Source organism: Bradyrhizobium sp. HKCCYLRH2047, assembly GCF_051168175.1.
Taxonomy (GTDB): Bacteria; Pseudomonadota; Alphaproteobacteria; order Rhizobiales; family Xanthobacteraceae; genus Bradyrhizobium.
In genome coordinates this window covers 253824-272148 of sequence record NZ_JBNPUM010000007.1, presented here as the reverse complement: position 1 = coordinate 272148, position 18325 = coordinate 253824, and the positions used below count along the sequence as shown (strand labels likewise).

Annotated in this window: 18 protein-coding genes; 7 read left to right on the top strand and 11 right to left on the bottom strand. The window is 64.7% G+C overall.

Translation table 11 applies throughout. From position 1 onward, the window contains the following. Positions 1-111: 111 nt before the first annotated feature. From ACQR1D_RS18725 to ACQR1D_RS18710, 4 genes are all read right to left on the bottom strand, one after another. Complete coding sequence (locus tag ACQR1D_RS18725; protein ID WP_316180726.1) at positions 112-1047, bottom strand: carbohydrate ABC transporter permease; 936 nt, start codon at positions 1045-1047, stop codon at positions 112-114. Then, positions 1044-2000 carry a carbohydrate ABC transporter permease gene (locus tag ACQR1D_RS18720; RefSeq protein WP_315803136.1) on the bottom strand — a complete coding sequence of 319 codons (957 nt, stop codon included), beginning with the start codon at positions 1998-2000 and terminating at the stop codon, positions 1044-1046. The genes ACQR1D_RS18725 and ACQR1D_RS18720 overlap by 4 nt, the downstream gene beginning before the upstream one ends. A gap of 247 nt (positions 2001-2247) precedes the next feature. After that, complete coding sequence (locus ACQR1D_RS18715; protein WP_315803135.1) at positions 2248-3570, bottom strand: ABC transporter substrate-binding protein; 1323 nt, start codon at positions 3568-3570, stop codon at positions 2248-2250. 69 nt (positions 3571-3639) lie between these two features. Further along, on the bottom strand, positions 3640-4701 hold the full coding sequence (locus tag ACQR1D_RS18710) for an ABC transporter ATP-binding protein (RefSeq protein WP_315803134.1): 1062 nt from the start codon (positions 4699-4701) through the stop codon (positions 3640-3642). A 288-nt stretch (positions 4702-4989) separates the two neighbouring features. Between ACQR1D_RS18710 and ACQR1D_RS18705 the strand changes: the two genes are divergently transcribed. From ACQR1D_RS18705 to ACQR1D_RS18675, 7 genes are all read left to right on the top strand, one after another. Next, positions 4990-6069 carry a LacI family DNA-binding transcriptional regulator gene (locus tag ACQR1D_RS18705; protein WP_316237831.1) on the top strand — a complete coding sequence of 360 codons (1080 nt, stop codon included), beginning with the start codon at positions 4990-4992 and terminating at the stop codon, positions 6067-6069. Between the two features lie 138 nt (positions 6070-6207). Then, the gene (locus ACQR1D_RS18700; protein WP_434838997.1) at positions 6208-8031 is read left to right on the top strand and encodes an IlvD/Edd family dehydratase; all 1824 of its coding nucleotides are present in this window, start codon (positions 6208-6210) and stop codon (positions 8029-8031) included. Positions 8032-8172: 141 nt separating this feature from the next. Beyond that, a complete protein-coding gene (locus ACQR1D_RS18695) occupies positions 8173-8907 on the top strand; it encodes an SDR family oxidoreductase (protein WP_434838996.1) in 735 nt (244 codons plus the stop codon). A 126-nt stretch (positions 8908-9033) separates the two neighbouring features. Next, on the top strand, positions 9034-9780 hold the full coding sequence (locus ACQR1D_RS18690; protein WP_434838995.1) for an SDR family NAD(P)-dependent oxidoreductase: 747 nt from the start codon (positions 9034-9036) through the stop codon (positions 9778-9780). 98 nt (positions 9781-9878) lie between these two features. Further along, a complete protein-coding gene (locus ACQR1D_RS18685) occupies positions 9879-10268 on the top strand; it encodes a GFA family protein (protein ID WP_316180720.1) in 390 nt (129 codons plus the stop codon). A 54-nt stretch (positions 10269-10322) separates the two neighbouring features. Then, positions 10323-11003, top strand: coding sequence for a site-2 protease family protein (locus ACQR1D_RS18680; protein WP_316180718.1), 681 nt, complete (start codon positions 10323-10325; stop codon positions 11001-11003). 61 nt (positions 11004-11064) lie between these two features. Next, positions 11065-11469, top strand: a complete 405-nt coding sequence (locus ACQR1D_RS18675) for a hypothetical protein (RefSeq protein WP_316180740.1) — start codon at positions 11065-11067, stop codon at positions 11467-11469. A gap of 42 nt (positions 11470-11511) precedes the next feature. On the opposite strand, the gene ACQR1D_RS18670 is transcribed toward ACQR1D_RS18675, so the two are convergent. The 7 genes from ACQR1D_RS18670 to ACQR1D_RS18640 all read right to left on the bottom strand — a co-directional run bounded on the left by ACQR1D_RS18670 (position 11512) and on the right by ACQR1D_RS18640 (position 18235). Continuing rightward, the gene (locus ACQR1D_RS18670; RefSeq protein ID WP_316237833.1) at positions 11512-12303 is read right to left on the bottom strand and encodes an energy transducer TonB family protein; all 792 of its coding nucleotides are present in this window, start codon (positions 12301-12303) and stop codon (positions 11512-11514) included. A gap of 14 nt (positions 12304-12317) precedes the next feature. Next, entirely contained in the window at positions 12318-12788 is a 471-nt protein-coding gene (locus ACQR1D_RS18665; protein ID WP_434838994.1) for a biopolymer transporter ExbD, read from the bottom strand. Between the two features lie 6 nt (positions 12789-12794). Next, on the bottom strand, positions 12795-13754 hold the full coding sequence (exbB, locus tag ACQR1D_RS18660) for a tonB-system energizer ExbB (RefSeq protein ID WP_316180714.1): 960 nt from the start codon (positions 13752-13754) through the stop codon (positions 12795-12797). An 11-nt stretch (positions 13755-13765) separates the two neighbouring features. Then, positions 13766-14455, bottom strand: a complete 690-nt coding sequence (locus ACQR1D_RS18655) for a Fe2+-dependent dioxygenase (RefSeq protein WP_434838993.1) — start codon at positions 14453-14455, stop codon at positions 13766-13768. Positions 14456-14457: 2 nt separating this feature from the next. After that, complete coding sequence (locus ACQR1D_RS18650) at positions 14458-16878, bottom strand: TonB-dependent receptor (RefSeq protein WP_434838992.1); 2421 nt, start codon at positions 16876-16878, stop codon at positions 14458-14460. A gap of 259 nt (positions 16879-17137) precedes the next feature. Continuing rightward, positions 17138-17398: a hypothetical protein gene (locus ACQR1D_RS18645; RefSeq protein ID WP_316237838.1), complete on the bottom strand. Its 261-nt coding sequence runs from the start codon at positions 17396-17398 to the stop codon at positions 17138-17140. Positions 17399-17773: 375 nt separating this feature from the next. Then, positions 17774-18235 carry a MarR family winged helix-turn-helix transcriptional regulator gene (locus ACQR1D_RS18640; protein ID WP_434838991.1) on the bottom strand — a complete coding sequence of 154 codons (462 nt, stop codon included), beginning with the start codon at positions 18233-18235 and terminating at the stop codon, positions 17774-17776. Between the last annotated feature and the right edge of the window lie 90 nt (positions 18236-18325).

The following is an 18325-nucleotide window of genomic DNA, read 5'->3' as shown; positions in this document are numbered from 1 at the left end:
CGCGGAGAGAGACCCCTCACCCGGCGGCGCGCTTCGCGCGTCACCACCCTCTCCCACAAGGGGAGAGGGTGCACCGCCCGTGCGGTGAGATTGAAGTGCTGTGCGAGCGCCCTACTCCTTCACCGCGCCGGTCATGGCCGACACATAATGCTCGACGAAGAAGGCGTAAAGGATGACCAGCGGCAGCGAGCCGACCAGGGCGCCGGCCATCAGCGATCCCCATTTGTAGATGTCACCGTCGACGAACTCGTTGACGATGGCGACCGGCACGGTCTTGTTCGGCGTCGACTGCAGGAAGGTCAGCGCGTAGATGAACTCGTTCCAGCACAAGGTGAACGAGAAGATGAAGGCCGAGATCAGGCCGGGCACGGCGAGCGGCACTACGATCTTGACCAGGATCTGCCAGCGGCTGGCGCCGTCGATCAGGGCGCATTCCTCGAGCTCGAAGGGGATCGTCTTGAAGTAGCCCATCAGCAGCCAGGTCGAGAACGGGATGAGCAAGGTCGGATAGACCAGGATCAGCGACAGCGGCGAGTCGAACAGCCCGTAGGCCTGGATCACCGAGGCCAGCGGGATGAACAGGATCGACGGCGGCACCAGATAGGCGAAGAAGATCAGCACGCCCACCGTGTCGGCGCCCTTGAAGCGCAGCCGCACGATCGCATAGGCCGCGAGCACGGATGCGAAGATCGACAGCGTGGTGGCGCCGACCGCGACATACATCGTGTTCCACAGCCAGCGCGGATACTGCGTCTCGAACAGCAGCTTCGAGATGTGCTTGAAGGTCGGATGCACCACCCAGAACGGGTTGTACTTCTCCATGTCGATCAGCTGCTCGTCCGGTTTGATCGACGTCAGCCCCATCCAGTAGAACGGGAACAGCAGCACCAGGAGAATGATGCCGAGCGGCAGATACAGCGTGATCAGCCGTCGCGGCAGCGACTCGAGATAGCTCATGCCCTCGCTGTCGTCGTCGGCCGCGAGCGCGGCCGCCGTCGTCGTGGCGTTGGATTGCGTCTTGGATTGCAGCGCAGCAGTCTCGGTCATTGGTCGGATCCTTGCTGCCATTTGCGCCGTTGCATGCCGAACCAGGAGATCGCGATCGCCGCGAGCAGGAACGGGATCATGGCGGTGGCGATCGCTGCACCCTCGCCGAGGCGGCCGGAGATGATGCCGCGCTGATAGCTCAAGGTCGCCATCAGGTGGGTGGCATTGACGGGACCGCCGCGGGTCAGCGCCCAGATCAGCTGGAAATCGGTGAAGGTGAACAGTACCGAGAACGTCATCACCACCGCGATGATCGGGGTCAGCAACGGATAGGTGATGAAGCGGAAGCGCTGCCAGCTGGTGGCACCGTCGAGCGTGGCGGCCTCATACAGGGAGGGCGAGACGGTCTGCAGGCCGGCCAGCAGCGTGATCGCGACGAACGGTACGCCGCGCCAGATGTTGGCGATGATCACGGAGGCGCGTGCCCAGTTGGTGTCGCCGAGGAAGTTGATGTTCTGGCTGATGAGGCCGAGCTTGATCAGCGACCAGGAGATGATGGAGAACTGGGAATCGTAGATCCACCAGAACGCGATCGCCGACAGCACCGTCGGAACGATGAAAGGCACCAGCACGATCGCACGGACCATGGCCTTGAACGGCATCCGCCGGTTCAACAGCAGCGCCAGATAGAGGCCGATCGCGAATTTGATGGCGCTTGCGACGATCGTGTAGAGCAGCGTGTTGAAAACCGCGAGCCAGAAGATCGCGTCATCCCACAGCCACTCGTAGTTCTCCAGCCCGACGAAGACGCCGGCGCGGCCGATCTTCTCGTCGGTGAAGCTCATCCAGACGCCGAGGCCCAGCGGATAGGCCAGGAACAGGATCAGGAATGCTGCCGCCGGCAGCATGAACCAGAGCGCGACGAAGTTGCGGTTGGTCTTGATGCGTTCCCACGCGGAGGGCTCGCCGGTCACGGCCGCGCCACGTGGCAGCGAAGTCTGAATGGTACTCATCGTATCGAGCAGCTCCCTTCGAACCTTGGGATGGGCAAACCGCAGCATGCCCACCGGCGTTCGGGACGGATGGTTCTGGTCCGCCATTGCGAGACACCCCCCGGGTCTCGCCGTCGGCGAGCCCGTGGGCAGGCTCCGTGACGAAGCAATCCAGAGTCGAGCGCACTGCCCTGGATTGCTTCGCTTCGCTCGCAATGACGGCGAGCACGGCGGGTTGCGCCCTTGCCCACCCTACGCAGTCATCACCTCAGCGGAAGATGCGCTTGGCGGAGCGCTCGGCGCTCGCCATCGCCGTCTTCACGTCCTCGCGGCCCGTGCAGTAGTTCGCGAACATGTCGACCACGACGAAGTCGGCGATCGCGGCGGCTGCCGCCTCGCCGAGCTTGCCGACGCCGGCCGGCGTGACAGCCGTCGCCGCGACGTCGCGATACGGCGTGTTCTTCGGATCGGCGGTCCAGATCGGGTTGGCGTCATAGGCCTTGAGGAAATGCGACAGGTAGCCCTGCGCCGCCTCGATCCACGGGTTGAACTGCTCCGGCTCCAGCAGGAAGGCCGTGAACGCCTTGCAGGTCTGCGGGAACTTGGTGAAGTTGTAGATCAGGATCGGGAAGCCGAGATGCAGCTCGCGGGTCTTGCCGTCGAGGCCCGCCGGCAGATGCGCGTGGTTCATGTCCTTCGCGACTTCCGGATTGTCCTTCTTCGCCGCGACGTAGATCGAGATGCCGTTCACCGTCAGATAGAGCTGTCCGGCCACGAACGCCTTGTTGTTGGACGAGTCGTTCCACGACGCGGTGCCCGGCACGAAATTGTCGTACAGGCCCTTGACGTATTCGAGCGCCTTGGCGGTCTCCGGCGAGTTGATGACGACCTTGTTGTCCTTGTCGATCAGGTTGCCGCCATGCGCCCACAGCGCCCAGTGCAGCCAGCCGTTGGCGTCGCCCGAGGCGTGGCCGAGCGCCATGCCGCCCGGCGTGCCGTTCTTGTTCATGCCCTTCACAAGGTCGGCGAAGCCCGCGAGATCCTTCGGAAACTCCTTGTGGCCGGCCTTCTCCATCGCCGAGATGCGGTAGTTGACGAGGCCGCCGGTGGCCGCCACCGGGATGCCGATCCACTTGCCGTCGAGCATGCCGTAGGCCTTGCCCGAGTCGGTCCAGCCGCCGCACTTCTTGCCGAGATAGTCGGCCACGTCGCTGACATCGGTGACCTTGTTGGAGAACAGGAACGGCAAGGTGTAGAGGCCCCACACCATGTCGAGGCCCTGACCGGTGTTGGCGGCGACCGAGGCCTTCGGCTGGATGTCGTCGTAGGATTCGTTGGAGACGTTGATGGTGACGTTGTTGGCCTTCTGGAACGCATCGACGATCTTCATGAAGGCCACGTCCTCGGCCTCGACGAAGCGCTTCCAGCGCAGAAGATTGATCTTGGCACCGGCTTCCGGCTTCCACGGCGAGGTCTGCGCCCAGGCCTTGGCATAGCCGAGCAGTTCGTCGGCCGACATCGTCGCCGCGGCCGCCAGCAAGGTCGCGCCACCCTTGAGCAGGGACCGGCGATCGGTGGGGAAATGAGTCATCTGAAGTTTTCTCCCGTTGAGTATTTGCTTGTTTTGTTTGTTGTCAGTTCTGCGCCTCGAGCGCCCGGATCAGAGTCTCCGGCCGCTGTCCTTGTCGAACAGATGCGCCGCCGACGCGCGCGGGCGCAAATGGATCTTCTCCCCGGGATTGACCTCGTGGCGGTCGCGGAAGACCGCGATGATGTCCTGGGTGCCGATGCGGGCGACGATCTGCGTCTCCGAGCCGGTCGGCTCGACGACGACGACCTCGGCCTCGATGCCGTCATCGGCAAGCTCCAGATGCTCGGGCCGCACGCCGTAGACCACGGGGCGACCGTCGGAGGCGGCCGGCGCGGTCAGCAGCGGCAGCTTGGCGCCGTTGTCGGTCTCGACATAGACCGAGCCGTTCGACTTGAGGTGGCCGTTGAGGAAGTTCATCGCCGGCGAGCCGATGAAGCCGGCGACGAACTGGTTGTCCGGCTTGTCGTAGAGATCGAGCGGCGAGCCCATCTGCTCGACGATGCCGTCATGCATGACGACGATCTTGTCGGCCATCGTCATGGCCTCGATCTGGTCGTGAGTGACGTAAACGGTGGTGGTCTTGAGCCGCTGATGCAGCTCCTTGATCTCGGTGCGCATCGCGACGCGCAGCTTGGCGTCGAGATTCGACAACGGCTCGTCGAACAGGAACACCTGCGGATCGCGCACGATGGCGCGGCCCATCGCGACGCGCTGGCGCTGGCCACCGGAGAGCTGGCGCGGATAGCGGTCGAGCAGCGGCGTCAGCGCCAGGATCTCGGCGGCGCGCGCGACGCCCTTCTTGATGTCCTCGGGCCGTGCGCCGCGCAGCTTGAGCGAGAAGCCCATGTTGTCGGCGACGGTCATGTGCGGATAGAGCGCGTAGTTCTGGAACACCATCGCGATGTCGCGCTCTTTCGGCTGCACGTTGTTGACGACGCGTTCGCCGATCGAGATGGTTCCGGAGGTGATGTTCTCGAGCCCTGCGAGCATGCGCAGCAGCGTCGACTTGCCGCAGCCGGACGGCCCGACCAGCACGACGAACTCGCCATCCTCGATCGGAATCGTCACGCCGTGCAGCACCTCGAATCCGCCGAATGATTTGCGCACGTCGCGAATTTGCACCGACGACATCAATTTCCTCCTCAAAGACCGACAGCATTGGCTGCTTGCCGGCGGCATTCTGACCGTTGTTCTCGGCCGTTTGATCAGGCCGTTTGTCGTTTTGTAGTCCTGGTCGTGCAGTCTTGTTCTTGGTGGTCTTGTTGTTGGCTCCGGTCGCTCCGACTGGCTCCGAAACAGGGCCAGCTCGGCTGGCATTGTCCGCAGTTCAGTTCGCTTCCGCAATGTCTCGCTTAGCAACCGCGTGATAGCGCTGTCAATATCGCTTGTGTACCAGACCGCCTATGCTATGAGCGAGGCATGGGACGGAAACGCATCGAGCCGGGCAAAGTCCGGCTGACCGAAGTTGCGGCACTGGCGGGCGTCAGCCCGATCACGGTGTCACGCTTCTTCCGTAATCCCGCCACGGTCTCGGCCGCCCGCCGCACGCGGATCGAGAGCGCCGCCAAGGAGCTCGGCTACGTGCCGAACCTCGCCGCGCGCGCGCTCGCATCGCAGCGCACCGAAGTGATCGGCGTGCTGATACCGTCCCTCACCAACAACGTGTTCTCCGACGTGCTGCGCGGCATCTATGATGCGTTCGAAGGCAGCCGCTACAGCATCCAGCTCGCCAACACCCGCTACAGCGTGTTGCAGGAGGAGCGCCTGCTGCGGTTGTTCCTGATGCAGAAGCCGGCCGGCCTGATCGTGACCGGTCTCGACCAGACGGCGGAGAGCCGGTTGATCATCCAGGCGGCGGACTGTCCCGTCGTGCAGATCATGGAGCTCGGCGCCGAGCCGATCGACATGATGATCGGATTTTCGCACGTCGATGCCTGTTTTGCAGCCATTTCACACCTTCTCGCGCAGGGCTGCCGCCGCATCGGCTTCATCGGCGCCCGCATGGACCCAAGGGTGCAGCGCAGGCTGCAGGGCTATCAGAACGCGATGAAGGAGGCCGGTTTGTTCGACCCGCGTCTCATCGTCACGGCGCCTGTTCCGACCTCGACCACGATGGGCGGCAGCCTGTTCTCCGATCTGCTGATGAAGGCGCCGGATCTCGATGCGGTGTTCTGCGCCAATGACGATCTCGCGCTCGGCGTGCTGTTCGAATGCCAGCGCCGGCACATCGCGGTGCCCGAGCAGATCGCGATCGTCGGCTTCAATGACATGGAATTCATGGCCGCGGCGGTTCCGACGCTCACCAGCGTGCGCACCAATCGCTACGAGATGGGTCGGCGTGCGGCGACGATGATCATGGACGCCGTGGAAGGCCGTCCCGTGGCGCAGCGTGTCGTCGATCTCGGCTTCGAGGTGATCGAACGGCAGAGCTCGACCTTGCAGCGCGGCACCGCAAATCCGCAGCCTGCGTCGGGGCGCGCTGCCGGAACAAAATGGTAGCGCAACCAAAAACCATGCACTAGAACCACTCGAACCAACAACGACTTGAACGAAAGACGTAGGCGATCCTCGACAGCGGGCCGATGGCGCACAGACGACGGACCGGCCTCGCCACGTTTGCACTGCGGGAGAAAACACATGACGAACTCGAACGGGCATGCCGGCAACGGCGCTGACAAGAGCCGCAAGCTGCGCTCGCAGGCGTGGTTCAACGATCCGCACAATCCGGGCATGACCGCGCTCTATCTCGAGCGCTACCTGAATTACGGCCTGACCCGGGCTGAGCTGCAGTCGGGCAAGCCGATCATCGGCATTGCCCAGACCGGCAACGATCTCTCGCCCTGCAACCGCCACCACATCGAGCTGGCGCACCGCGTCCGCGAGGGCATCCGCGCCGCCGGCGGCATCGCGATGGAATTTCCGACCCATCCGATCCAGGAGACCGGCAAGCGCCCGACGGCCGCGCTCGACCGCAACCTCGCTTATCTCGGCCTGGTCGAAATCCTTTTCGGCTATCCGCTCGACGGCGTGGTGCTGACCACCGGCTGCGACAAGACGACGCCGGCCTGCCTGATGGCCGCGGCGACCGTGAACATCCCCGCCATCGTGCTGTCGGGCGGCCCGATGCTGAACGGCTGGCACGAAGGCCAGCGCACCGGCTCCGGCACCGTGGTGTGGAAGTCGCGCGAACGGCTCGCCGCCGGCGAGATCGGCTATGAGGAGTTCATGGAGATCGTCGCCTCCTCGGCGCCGTCGGTCGGCCATTGCAACACCATGGGCACGGCCTCGACGATGAATGCGCTGGCCGAGGCGCTCGGCATGTCCCTGCCCGGCTGCGCCGCGATTCCAGCTCCATATCGCGAGCGCGGCCAGATCGCCTACGAGACCGGAACGCGCATCGTCGACATGGTGTGGGAAGACCTGAAGCCGTCGGACATCCTGACGCGCAAGGCATTCGAGAACTGCATCGTCGCCAACTCCGCGATCGGCGGCTCGACCAACGCGCCGATCCACATCAACGCGCTGGCGCGCCATGTCGGCGTCGAGCTCGACATCGACGACTGGCAGAAGGTCGGCCACGACGTACCGCTGCTCGTCAACATGCAACCGGCCGGCTTCTATCTCGGCGAGGAGTTCCATCGCGCGGGCGGCGTGCCGGCCGTGATCGGCGAGTTGATGCGGCACAAGCGCATCCACGAGGACGTCATCACCGTCAACGGCCGCAGCATGGGCGACAATTGCCGCGAGGCGCCGAAGCCGGACAACGACGTGATCTGGTCCTACGACAAGCCGCTGGTGAAGGATGCCGGCTTCCTGGTGCTGCGCGGCAACCTGTTCGATTCCGCGATCATGAAGACCAGCGTGATCTCCAAGGAGTTCCGCGACCGCTATCTCGTCAATCCGAAGGACCCGAACGCCTTCGAGGGCCGCGCCATCGTGTTCGAGGGTCCGGAGGACTATCACGACCGCATCGACGATGCATCGCTCGAGATCGACGAGCACTGCGTGCTGTTCATCCGCGGCGCCGGCCCGATCGGCTATCCCGGCGGCGCCGAAGTGGTGAACATGCAGCCGCCGGCAGCGCTGATCAAACGCGGCATCCTGTCCTTGCCCTGCATCGGCGACGGCCGGCAATCCGGCACCTCGGGCTCACCGTCAATTCTCAACGCGTCGCCAGAGGCCGCCGCCGATGGCGGGCTCGCGATCCTCAAGACCGGCGATCGCGTGCGCATCGACCTCAACAAGGGCTCCGCCAACATCCTGATCTCGGACGAGGAGCTTGCGAAGCGCCGCGCCGAGCTGAAGGCCAAGGGCGGCTTCCCACACCCCGCCAACCAGACGCCGTGGCAGGAGCTCTATCGCAACACCGTCGGCCAGCAGGCCACCGGCGCCTGCATGGAGCTTGCCACCCGCTATCACAACATCGCTGGCACCGTCGGTGTGGCCAGGCATAATCACTAGACGCACTCCGCTGTCATTCCGGGGCGCGCGGAGCGCGAGCCCGGAATCCATACTCCCGATCGTGGTTATGGATTCCGGGCCCATTGCTCGCGATGTCCCGGAATGACGGCAACGCATAGAAACGTCATCCAGGGAGACCCCATGTCCGACCGCCTCAAGGGCAAGCGCGCCTTCGTCACCGCCGCCGCCGCCGGCATCGGCCGCGCCTGTGCCGTCGCCTTCGCGCGTCAAGGCGCCACCGTGTTCGCCACCGACATCGATGAGAACGGCCTGAGCACGCTGAAGAGCGAAGGCATTGCCGAGGTCGCGACGCTCGACGTGCGCAACACCGCGGCCGTGAACGCGATGGCCGATCGCGTCGGCAAGGTCGAGATCCTGCTCAACGCTGCCGGCTTCGTGCACAACGGCACCATCCTCGACTGCTCCGACGACGACTGGGATTTCTCGTTCGACCTGAACGTCAAGTCGATGCATCGCACGATCCGCGCCTTCCTGCCTGACATGCTCGATCAGGGCGGCGGCGCCATCGTCAACATCGCCTCCGCCGCCGGCGTGTTCAAGGCGGCACCGAACCGCTACGTCTACGGCGCGACCAAGGCGGCGGTGGCGGCGCTGACGCGCTCGGTCGCAGCCGATTTCGTCGGCAAGAAAATCCGCTGCAACTGCATCTGCCCCGGCACGATCGAAACGCCCTCGATGCTCGGACGCGCGGCCTCGGCCGGCCCGAACGGGCTCGAGATGTTCATCTCGCGCCAGCCGATGGGCCGGCTCGGCACGGCGGAGGAGATCGCCCATCTCGCGGTCTATCTCGCCAGCGACGAGAGCGCGTTCACGACCGGCGTCGCGCACACCATCGACGGCGGCTGGACACTGTAGCTTCTCCTCATCCTGAGGCGCCGCGCAGCGGCGTCTCGAAGGATGAGGCCCGGATGTCAGGGGCCTCATGGTTCGAGACGCGCTGCGCGCTCCTAACCATGAGGGTCGAAAGAGGAGTCTTTCTTCATGAACCACATCGATCTCGCCAATCGCTGCGCCGTCGTCACCGGCGGCGCGCAGGGCTTTGGCCGCGCCATCACCGAGCGCTTCAGGGCCTCCGGGGCCAAGGTCGCGATCTGGGATCACGACATCGCGCTGGCGGAGAAGACCGCGCAGGAGATCGGTCCGGAGGTGCTGGCGCTGCAGGTCGACGTCACCGACACCAAAGCGGTCGAAGGCGCGCGCGACGCGACGCTGGCCGCGTTCGGCAGCATCGACATCCTGGTCAACAATGCCGGCATCGCCGGCATCAACAAGACGGTGTGGGAGACCGATCTCGATGAGTGGCGCAAGGTGCTGCGCATCAATCTCGACGGTCCCTTCATCTGCGCCAAGGCGATCGTGCCGGTGATGCTGAAGCAGGGCTATGGCCGCGTCGTCAACATCGCCTCGATCGCCGGCAAGGAGGGCAACCCGAATGCCGCGCACTACTCGGCGTCCAAAGCCGGCCTGATCGCGCTGACCAAGTCGCTCGGCAAGGAACTGGCGCAGCACAACATCACGGTGAATGCGGTGACGCCGGCGGCGGCGAAGACCGCGATCTTCGACCAGATGACGGACGCGCACATCAACTTCATGCTGTCGAAGATCCCGAAGGGCCGCTTCATGCTGGTGGAAGAGCTCGCCGCGCTGGTGTCGTGGCTGGCCTCGGAGGAGTGTTCGTTCTCGACCGGCGCCGTGTTCGACATTTCCGGCGGCCGCGCGACCTATTAGTTTGCGGCCGGGGCGAGCAAAGGTGCCAACGCAGACGGCGATGGGCCCACCTTCGTCTCGCTGGCGATACGGATGTCCCGATCCATGGAGCTTGCCTGATGACCCACCACGGCGGCTGCTTCTGCGGCGCGGTGCGCTTCCAATGCACGGGCGAGCCGATCAATGTGCGCGTCTGCCATTGCCGCAACTGCCAGCGGGCGACGGGCGCGCCGTTCTTCGCCCGCGCGCTGTTCTCGCACGACGCTTTGACGATCACCGGCGAAACCGCGCGCTTCCCCTCCTCCGACGCGCTCGACCGCATGTTCTGCCCGCGCTGCGGAGTCAGGCTGTTCTCATGGCGCACCACGCGCCCGGTGGTCGGCGTGGCCCTGGCCTGCTTCGACGACCGCAACGCCTTTGCCCCGACCGAGCACATCTGGGTCTCGGAAAAGATCGATTGGGTGCAGCTCAGCGACGGACTGCCGCAATTTCCGGAAAATCCCGCGTAGCATCAAGGAACCATCGTGCCTATGTAGGGCACAACGCGTCCGGAAACCCGATCCTTGAACATCTCGCTCTACGGCATTTCCGTCTGGATCCTGCCGATCATCATCGCCATCACCTTTCATGAGGCTGCTCACGCCTTCGTCGCCTGGCGGTTCGGCGACGAGACCGCATTGCGACTCGGTCGCGTCAGCTTCAACCCGGTCCGGCACATCGATCCGTTCGGCACGATTCTGCTGCCGGGCATGCTGCTGCTGTCCGGCTCGCCGTTCCTGTTCGGCTACGCCAAGCCGGTGCCGGTCGATTTTCGCAATCTGCAGCCGCTCCGCGCCGGCATGGTGATGGTGGCGCTGGCGGGACCCGCCACCAACATCGCGCTCGCGCTGGCGGCGGGACTGGCGTTCCACGCCCTTCCGCTGGTTCCACCTGAGGCCGCGCGGTGGGTGGCGAGCAATCTATGGAATATTTTCTCGTTCAACATTCTGCTCGCCGTGTTCAACATGCTCCCGATACCGCCGCTCGACGGGGGCCGGGTCGCGGTCGGTGTCCTGCCGGCGGTGCTGGCGCGGCCGCTGGCCCGGCTCGAGCCGTACGGCATGCTGATTCTGATCGGATGCCTGATCCTCCTGCCGCTGGCGGGTTCCCAGTTCGGTCTCAATCTTGATCTTGTGTCGGGGCTGCTCCGCGCCACGACCGATTCTCTGAAGCAGCTGCTTCTGCTATTGACGGGTAATGTCTAGATCTACCCGTCAGGGATGGTAACGAACGAGCCCCGAGGCACTCTTGGTCAAAGCCGCTGACATGATGATCGCACGCCGCGCCGACACCCGCGCCCGTGCCGATTTCGCGACCTGGAAGATGATCGCCAAGCTGAACGGCGCCTCCGGCCTGCCGCCGGCGGCGCAGGAATTCCTGGCCAGCTACAAGGCCCGCCTTGGCGACATGCCGGAGGACGAGGCGACCGAGGCCACCATCCGCGAGATGTACAAGGCCTATTATGCCGAGATGGGCGGCGGCGGCGCCCCGCCCGAGGTCAAGCCGGTCACAGCTGAGCCGGTGACCGACAATGTCACCGCCTTCCGCAAGCTGCCGCCGAAGCCGAAGGCGGCGCAAAGCGGGACGACCGCTCCGCGCAAGCTGCCGGTCGGGCTGATCTTCGCCGCGCTCTGCGTGGTCTATGTCGGGATCAGGCTGTATTGGCAGTGACGCTCGCGGCCGGCCGTGAGAGGTCGGCCGCTCGTCCTGGCGTCAGGTCTTGGTCGCCGGGAACTTGACGACGATGTTGAAGGGAATCTCGTCGTCGGAGACCTGCGCCGGTGGCTTGGGGAACGGATCGGAGCGGCGGACCATCGCCACGGCTTCGCGGTCGTAGTCCGGATCTCCTGACGATTGGATCACGTCGACAGAGATCACGTTGCCGCGGCGGTTCAGCTTGAACGACACCCGCACGCTGCCGCCTTGCGTCTTGCCGGCCGGATATTTCTGGTTCTTCTTCACGATCAGACTGAGCTTGCGCTGCCAGTTCGTCGTCTGCGGATCCCGGTCCTTGCCCATGCCGGTCGGATCGGGCGCCTTGACCCGCTCGGCGTCCGGCACTTTCGCATCGAGCGTCTTCCGCGAGCTGTCGATGGCCGAGTCATGCGCCTCGGAGGCGTTGGTCTCGACGGCGGCGACCTTCTCCTCCTCCGTCGGCTTCTTGACCTCGGTGGGCGAGACCCGCTGGTCGGCCTCCTCCGTGGTGGTTGGAACACCCTTCTGCAGATCCGCCTGCTCGGTCTCGGCCTTCTGCTCCGGGGTCGCGACCGAAGCCGTCTCCGCGACGGAATCGACGCCGTTGGGCAGATCGTTCTCCTCGACCTTCGGTGCGGCCAGCTCGACATCGATGACGTCAGCGGCGGTGCCGAGCCCGCCGCCGTCATCGTCGCCATGGGCCGTGGTCAGCGCCACCGCGACGCCCCCGACATGGAGCGCGACGGCCACCATTGCGGCCGCGAACCAGGCGACCCGCGAAGTCGAAAGTCCGGTCTCGAGGTCACTCATCTCAGAACGGCCGCTCAGGGTTGTGGGGCCGGCGCCGCGGCGGCGTCACCCGCCGCGCTAGGCACGCGCTCCAGCGCCACCAGCTTGAATTTATAGCCGGCACTGCGCAGCAGCTCCAGGACCTCCATGACCTCGCCATAGGGCGCCGCGCGGTCGCCGCGCAGGAACACGGTTCGGTCGTCCGCGGCGTGATCGGCCATCACCCTGTTCAGCTCGGACAGCAGGTCGACCCGCTTCACGGGGCTCTCGCCGATCGCCAGCGTGAGGTCGGGCTTGATCGAGACGTAGGTCGGCTTGTCCGGCTTCTTCTGCGGCGTGGCGCTCGAGGACGGCAGGTCGATCGGCAGGTCGACGGTCGAGAGCGGCGCGGCCACCATGAAGATGATCAAGAGCACCAGGATGACGTCGATGAACGGCGTCACGTTGATGTCGTGGGTCTCGTCGAAATCGTCGTCGAGATCGCCTTCGGAGAGCGAGACGGCCATCGCCTGCTACTCCGCCGCCCGGACGTGAAGACCGCCATGGCTGCGATCGAGATCGCGGGAGCCGCGATCGAGATCGCGCGACAGCAATCGTCCGGTGGTGCCGGAGGCGCGGTTGACGAGCTCGAGATAGCCCTTCGTGACCCGCGAGAAGTGGTTGTAGATGATGACCGCCGGGATCGCGGCAGCGAGACCGATCGCGGTCGCCAGCAGCGCTTCCGCGATGCCCGGCGCGACCACCGCGAGGTTGGTGGTCTGCGATTTGGAAATGCCGATGAAGCTGTTCATGATGCCCCAGACGGTGCCGAACAGCCCGACGAACGGCGAGATCGCGCCGACGGTGGCGAGCAGGCCCATGCCAGTGCGGACGCGGCGCGCTTCGGCGCGGACGATCTCGGTGAAGCTCGAGGCCGCGCGCTCCTTGATGCCCTCGTCACTGCCGAGCCCGGCCGAGAGCCGCGCCTCGGCGATCGCAGCCTGCAGCAGCACGGTCGCGACGTTCTTGCTCTGTCCGAGCGCGAGCTGGGCCTCGGCCAGCGACTTCGCCGCGGACAATTTGCGCAACGCCCCGACCAGCCGGCGACGCAGGACGGAAAATTCGAGGCTCTTGGCGATCAGGATCGTCCAGCTCGCGACCGAGGCCAGCGCCAGCATGATCATGACCGCTTTGACGACGATGTCGGCCTTGAGAAACATGCCGAGCGGTGACAGCTCGTCGAGCCCGGTGCTCACCGACTTGCCAGCTCGGGTGGCGCTCTCACTGCCCGCCGGCGCAGCGGTCGTTGCGGCCGTCTGGCCCGACGCAGGAGGAGCCATCGTCTGCGCTGTGCCCGGTGCCGGCGCGGAGAGATCGGTCGAGACCGCCGGCGCGGACCTGGCCGGCTCCTGCTGCGCATGTGCAGGTAGCCCCGCAGCAACAGACAGACATGACAGGACGATTGCAAACCTAACGAGGAACGATGTCATCATATCTCGGCCCATTAGACCTCGGCCCACTGCCGGATCAGATTGTGATAGATGCCGGTCAGCTTGACAGCATCGGGATCGTCCCTCCCGAGGCGTTCCGCCAAGCTCTGAATCGCCGTGTCCAGATCGAAGATCATGCTCCGGACGTGGGCATCCCGTATCATGCTCTGCATCCAGAAAAAAGAGGCGACCCGGGCGCCGCGCGTGACCGGCGTGACCATGTGAAGGCTCGATGACGGATACAGCACCGCGTGCCCCGCGGGCAACTTGACTTCGTGTGAGCCGTAGGTGTCCTCGATCACAAGCTCGCCACCGTCATAGCTGTCGGGCTCGGCCAGGAACAAGGTCATCGACAGATCGGTGCGGATGCGCAGGCCTGTCAAGGGATCGCCACGCACGGCATTGTCGACATGGATGCCGAAATGGTCGCCCCGCGCGGCGGTGTAGCGGTTGAACAAGGGCGGAAAGATCTGCAGCGGGATCGCCGCCGACAGGAAGCGCGGATTTTTCGTCAGCGCCGTGATGATGCGCTGGCCCAGCACCCGCGCCGCCTCGCCGCCGGGCGGCAATTGCTCGTTGCGCTTGACCATGGCCGACTGCGCCCCGGCCGTCGAGCGGCCGTCCTCCCACTCCGCCGCATCCATGATGCGGCGGAAGTCGGCCACCTCGTTTTTCGACAGAACGTCCGGGATGCAGATCAGCATGATCAGAACTTCGCAGTGGTGACGATATAGAAGGCGCGCCCCGGGGCCACGGCGACGAACGGCACCGCGCTCCGATACAGCGTGTCGTAGTACAGCTTGTTGGTCAGGTTCTGCGCGTAGAGCTTCATCGTCCAGTTCTTGTCGAGCTGCTTCTCGACGAAGGCGTCGAAGCGCCAGTAGCTCGGCAGCTCGTTGCCGGTGTTGGCCGCGAAGGTGCCGCCATACACCTTGGAGCGGTAGACCGCCTGCCCGCCGATCTCCCAGCCATTGTCGAGCTTGTACTTCGACAGCATGCTGAACGACTGGTGGGCGATATTGGCGAGCTGTAAGCCGATGTTGGAGGCGACGCCGCTCTGCGTGACCTTCGACTGCATCAGCACCAGGCCGCCGAAGATGCTCCAGCGATCGGTAAGCTTGCCTTCCGCCTCGATGTCGATGCCCTGGATGCGGTAGGCCGCGCCCGAGGTGAGCAGGCCGCCGACGGTCTCGCGGGCATTGTCCTTGGTTGTCTGGAATAGCGCGGCTGAGACCAGCAGATGGCGATCGACCAGCTCCCATTTGGTGCCGAGCTCGGCCGCCTTGTTGCGCTCCGGCCCGAGCAGGACGGCGGTGTTGGCGGGCACGCCACCGTAGTCGGTACCGGTGGCGTCGAGCTCGGAGCCGAACGGATTGGCCGAGGTCGCATAGGCCGCGTAGATGCTGCCGATCGGCATCGGCTTGTAGACCAGGCCGACATTGTAGTTGACCAGGTCGGCGTTCATCTTGAGGTATTTCGGCGAATTGGTCGACGAGCTCATGTTGTAGCCGTCATAGCGCACCCCGCCGTTCAGGATGATGATGTCCCGCCAATTGGCGGTATCCATCGCGTAGACGCTGTTGGTGTTGACGCCGTAGCGCGTCGGGTTGCCGGACAGCGACGGTGTGTTGCTGAACGGAATGTAGGTATATTGCGGCGAGTAAACGTTGACGCCGGTGACGGCGCCGTTGCTGGTCGAGCCGCCGCCGAACAGCTCCGATGACAGTCCGGTGTAGCGGTCGATCGAGATGTTCTCGTTCGAGAACTCGGTGCCGAGCACCGCAGTGTGCTTGACGCCGCCGGTGTCGAGCTTGAACGTCGCATCGTTCTGGTTGGCCCAGACGTCCACCGTCTGGTAGCGGCTCTGCGCACTCGCCGTCGTGGTCCAGAGCAGCGGATTCGCGTTGGTCGTGTTCGGACCCTGCGGCAGCGTGCCGATATAGTTGAGAAGCGAGTGCTCGCCGCGGAACTTGCTGCTGAGCGTGATGGCCTCGTTGACCTTGTACTCGGCCGCGGCGGTGCCGAAATCCTGGCGCGCGGTCTGGAAATCGCGGTTGAGGAACCCGTACCAGGTGCCGCGCGGAATGCCGGCCGAAGTCACCGGCACGTTGCCCTGTTTGTAGTAGGGCACGCCGAAATCGGGATAGCCGGACAGATCGGTGTGAACGTAGTTGGTCGTGATCTTGAGATCGTCGATCGGCGTCCACTTGGTCGAGAGAAAGGCGCCCCAGCGGTCGTCGGTGACGAAATTGCGCCCGGCGACGTTGGAGTCCTGGAACAGACCGCCGGTGCGCACCGAGACGGTCGGCGAGATCACCTGGTTGACGTCGAGCGTGACGCGCTTCTGCTGATCGGTGCCGAACTCGGTATCCATCCGCTTGAAATTGGTATCGCCAGCCTGCTTGGTGACGATGTTGATGGCGCCGCCGGCGGTGCCGCGCCCGGCATAGGACGACGCCGGACCGCGCAGGATCTCGATCTGCTCGGTGAAGAAGTTCTCGCGGATCGACACCGCGGGATCGCGGATGCCGTCGATGAAGACGTCGTTGCGAGCGTCGAATCCGCGGATGAAGAAGCGGTCGCCGAACGCATTGCCGCCCTCGCCCGACCCGAGCGTGACGCCCGCGGTCGAGCGGCCGATTTCCTTGAGCGCGGTGACGTGCTTGTCGGCAAGCACCTCCTTGCTCATCACCGTGATGGTCTTGGGCGTGTTCAGCAGCGGCTCGGGAAACTTGCCCGATGCCTGCACGCGGTTGACCTTGTAGGGCTCGGCTGCGTCCGCGTAGGGGTTGGCGTCCGGCGCGGACAGGCCGCCTGCGTTCGGAAACGCGACCGCGGCCTGCTGCGCCGCCTGCTGGCGGGCCGCCGCGCGGCGCAGGGCATTGCGCGCGCGGACCTGCTCGGCGGTCGGCTTGGAGGACGTCGGCTTGGCCCGCGCGATCGGCGCATCGACGTTGACGGGCGGCAGGTCGGACGCCGGCTGCGCCTCGGCCGACGACATCGACGCCACCGCCATCAGCCCGGCCACCGCCGACACCTTGGTGACGGAAGGCCCCTCTCCTCGTCCGTCATTGAACTTCATCGCTGCGACCCCACGCAGCGATAGCGGTGCTCTCACTTGTCCCATTTATTTTCACGCGCCCCAGATTTTCGTTCCACATCGCTCACGCGGATCATTCGCAGTGCGACGATGGGTCGTTGGTATCGGGCGCGTTTCAGGGGGTCAATTTGAGGAGCCCTAATTTGGCCTTGAATAGTTCCAGATCAAAACAATTCTAAAAATGCTCAACTAACAACATACGGAACTTGAAATCGTTCTAAACAGCGCGATTTTGACTCGCGCTGTCGTCGAATCACCACTGCGTCGCGCCCAACTCCGGCGCAGGTCAGTTCGACGAGCCAGCCGGCTCGTCGCTGCTCGGCGGCTTCATCAACGAGAACAGCTCGTCTACGGTCTGCACCGCGATCTGGCGCACGCGGTCGGAATCATCGATCCCCGCGATCCGCACGCCCTTGACGACGGCCCTGATCTCATCGCGAAAATCGCTCAGGAAGCGCAAGGGATCGCGCTGCTCGTTGGCGACGCGCGCGATCAGGCCAGTGACCAGGATCTGGCACGCGAGCATCTTTCCATTCAGTTCTTCCATCGTGAGCTCCCCATTCGCTATCGTCGCACGGCGCATCGTCGGACGACGCGGCCTCGCTCCGGTTGAATCCTGCCGCTGCCCGACGGCGCCATGACGGCGGCCGGACTCATCGGCTTCTAATCAGCTCCCATCGGGCGCGACAAGACGGCGAGAATAGGTCGGAGTGCGGCGTTCGCACGAGAGACCCGCGCGGCCCGCGAATGGTCCGGAGCGGCGCGCTGCCCGACGATGGCGGCAGAGGATCGCCACAGACCGCCCTGCTCTCGCGCAGGCCACGCTGCGCGGCAAGGCCAAGCTTGTCCGCGGCTTTTCGCACTCAAGATGTTTTACGATACGACACAACTCAAGATGAGACCGGTCTGCGCTGCGCCTCGGCTATTTGAGCGCCACCTCGGCTTTCGGATCGGACAGCGTCTTGATCCGATCCTTCAGGTTCCTGAGCGTCGACAGGCTGGTGGCGACGGCCTCGTCCGGAATGTCGTGCAGAACGTCGCCGGCGATCGCATCGCGCAGCTCGTCGAGATCATCGACGAGCTCTCGTCCCGCGGCGGTGAGATGGAGACGGTTCGCGCGGCGATCCCTCGGATCGTGCCGGCGCTCCAGCAACCCCTGCTCCACCAGCCTGTCGAGCAGACGCACCAGTGAAATCGGCTGCAGTTCCAGCACTTCTGCGAGATCGACCTGTGACATCCCCTCATGCGCGCGCAGCCGAAACAGCACCACCCATTGGGCGCGGGTCGTGCCGCGCTGTTTGGCACGATGATCAATATAGTTGCGCAGGATGCGCGAGCTTTCGACAAGCTGCGTAACGAGCTGCCGTCTCATATCCAGCGACATGGCTGTGAACTCCCTTGCGATCCCTCGAAGCTTGCCGATTGTTTAGGTTTGTCCACGCGCTCGTGTGTTTACACATTAATTGCGTGCGTA